Origin of the sequence: Pseudomonas sp. (assembly GCF_050739655.1) — a bacterium.
Lineage (GTDB): Bacteria > Pseudomonadota > Gammaproteobacteria > Pseudomonadales > Pseudomonadaceae > Aquipseudomonas.
This window is the reverse complement of record NZ_JBOIBY010000325.1, coordinates 1-2,964: the sequence shown is the minus strand read 5'-3', so window position 1 is coordinate 2,964 and position 2,964 is coordinate 1. Positions and strand designations below refer to the sequence as shown.

Annotated in this window: 2 protein-coding genes; both read right to left on the bottom strand. The window is 58.8% G+C overall.

The genetic code is table 11. From position 1 onward, the window contains the following. Nucleotides 1-89: 89 nt before the first annotated feature. Nucleotides 90-1,682, bottom strand: coding sequence for a cytochrome c oxidase subunit I (gene ctaD, locus ACRESJ_RS15825; RefSeq protein ID WP_431758738.1), 1,593 nt, complete (start codon nucleotides 1,680-1,682; stop codon nucleotides 90-92). 82 nt (nucleotides 1,683-1,764) lie between these two features. After that, nucleotides 1,765-2,892 carry a cytochrome c oxidase subunit II gene (gene coxB, locus ACRESJ_RS15820; RefSeq protein WP_431758737.1) on the bottom strand — a complete coding sequence of 376 codons (1,128 nt, stop codon included), beginning with the start codon at nucleotides 2,890-2,892 and terminating at the stop codon, nucleotides 1,765-1,767. Nucleotides 2,893-2,964 lie beyond the last annotated feature (72 nt).

Here is a 2,964-nt window from a genome sequence, read left to right as displayed (position 1 = left end):
GCCAGCGATGGCTGCATGCCTGACACACCGCGGTGATCCCATCGCTGGCAAGCCAGCTCCCACAGGAATATCCACAAGGCAGAAATTGTTCATTTCACTTCCGGCGGCGTGGTGAAGGTGTGATACGGCGCCGGTGACGGAATGCTCCACTCAAGACCTTCCGCTCCATCCCACGGCTTGGCCGGTGCCGCCGGGCCGCCGCGAATGGTCTTGATCACGATGAACAGGAAGAACAGTTGCGTGGTGCCGAACATGAACGCGCCGATCGACGACACCATGTTGAAGTCGGCGAACTGCAGGTTGTAGTCCGGAATCCGTCGCGGCATGCCAGCCAGACCCACGAAGTGCATCGGGAAGAAAGCCATGTTCATGCCGATGAACGACAGCCAGAAATGCAGCTTGCCGAGGGTTTCGTCGTACATGTGGCCGGTCCACTTCGGAAGCCAGTAATAGGCTGAGGCGAAGATCCCGAAGATCGCACCTGGCACCAATACATAGTGGAAGTGCGCAACCACGAAGTAGGTGTCCTGGTACTGGAAGTCCGCCGGCGCGATGGCCAGCATCAATCCGGAGAAACCGCCGATGGTGAACAGGATCACGAACGCCACTGCAAACAACATCGGCGTCTCGAAGGTCAGCGAGCCTTGCCACATGGTGCTGGCCCAGTTGAACACCTTGACCCCGGTGGGCACCGCGATCAGCAGTGTGGCGTACATGAAGAACAGCTCGCCCACCAGCGGAATGCCGACCACGAACATGTGGTGCGCCCAGACGATGAACGACAGGAACGCAATACTCGCCGTGGCGTAGACCATCGAGGTGTAGCCGAACAGTGGTTTGCGCGAGAAGGTCGGGATGATCGAGCTGACGGCACCGAAGGCCGGCAGAATCATGATGTACACCTCAGGGTGACCGAAGAACCAGAACACATGCTGGAACAGCACCGGGTCACCGCCACCGGCGGCACTGAAGAAGCTGGTGCCGAAGTGAATGTCCATCAGCATCATCGTCACGCATCCGGCCAGTACCGGCATTACCGCGATCAAGAGGAACGCAGTGATCAGCCAGGTCCAGACGAACAGCGGCATTTTCATCAGCGTCATGCCAGGGGCGCGCAGATTGAGGATGGTGGCGATCACGTTGATCGCACCCATGATCGAACTGATCCCCATCAAGTGGATGGCGAAGATGAAGAACGTCACGCTTTCCGGCGCGTAAGTCGTCGACAATGGCGCGTAGAAGGTCCAGCCAAAATTCGGCCCGCCCCCCGGCATGAACAGCGTCGACACCAACACCAGGAACGCCGCCGGCAACAGCCAGAAGCTGAAGTTGTTCATGCGCGGCAGGGCCATGTCCGGCGCGCCGATCATCAGCGGAACCATCCAGTTGGCGAGGCCGACAAACGCTGGCATTACCGCACCGAAGACCATCACCAGGCCATGCATGGTGGTCATCTGGTTGAAGAATTCCGGCTGGACGATTTGCAGTCCGGGCTGGAACAACTCGGCGCGAATCACCATCGCGAACGAGCCGCCCAGCAGGAACATGGAAAACGCAAACCACAGGTACAGCGTGCCGATATCCTTGTGGTTGGTGGTCAACACCCAACGCATCAGGCCTTTGGCGGGGCCGTGGGCGTGGTCGCTGGCGGTATGAACATGTTCATCGATTACAGCAGTCATGTCCTGTCTCCTGTAGCCAGATGGGCTGGGCAGGTCGGGGCGTGCTGCCCCGACCGGTTCCTGAGGTGCGCAATGGGCCGGGTCATTTGCTTTCCGCCTGTTTGAGCTCCAGCACTTCTTTCGGCGTGACCATGTCGCCCTTATTGTTGCCCCAGGCGTTACGTTCGTAGGTCACGACGGCCGCGATATCGACTTCCGAAAGCTGTTTACCGAATGCCGCCATGGCGGTGCCGGGTTTGCCGTGGAAGACAATGCTCAGGTGTGCATCTTTTGGTCCGGTGGCGATTTTCGAGCCCTTGAGCGCCGGGAACATCGGCGGCAGCCCCTGGCCCTCAGCCTGGTGACAGGCCACGCAGGTGGTGTGATAGACCTTGTCGCCACGCTCCTTGAGCTCGTCGAGGGTCCATTCCTTGCTGGTCAGCTCTTTGAGTTGTGCGGCTTCAGCCTTGCGTTCGCCCAGCCATTTCTCGTAATCGGCCTTTTCCTTGACCTCGACCACGATCGGCATGAACCCGTGGTCCTTGCCACATAGCTCGGCGCATTGGCCACGGTAGATGCCGGGCTTTTCAATACGGGTCCAGGCTTCGTTGACGAAGCCCGGGATCGCATCGCGCTTGACTGCGAAGGCTGGCACCCACCAGGAGTGGATCACGTCGGCGGATGTCACAAGGAAGCGCACTTTGGCGCCGACCGGCAGCACCAAGGGCTTGTCGACCTCAAGCAAGTAATGCTCGCTCTTGGCCTCCTTGTTGTGGATCTGATCGGCGGGAGTGGCCAGATTGCTGAAGAACTCAACGTCCTGGCCCAGGTATTTGTAATGCCATTTCCATTGGTAGCCGGTGACCTGAATATCGATATCCGGCTCGCTGGCGTCGTACATCTTGATCAGGGTTGCCGTCGCGGGAACCGCCATGGCCACCAGGATGATGAAGGGCACGATGGTCCAGAGAATTTCAACGGCGGTGCTTTCATGAAATTTGGCGGCCACCTGCCCGGTCGAGCGTCGATGCAGGATCATCGACCAGAACATGGCGCCAAAAACGATGATGCCGATCACTACACAGATCCAGAAAATGGTCATGTGCAGGTCAAACACAGCGTGACTGATTTCAGTCGCTCCAGGCGCCATATTCACAGTCCAGGCCGCTTGCGCCGGACTGAAAATCGACCACAACAGGAGGCCCATCCAGACATGTGGATGTCGCATCATTGCGGGTTCCCCTTATCGTTCTTGTTATCCCGCCGGCTTTCACCTGCGGCAAGGGAGCGGCTGCATCAGACT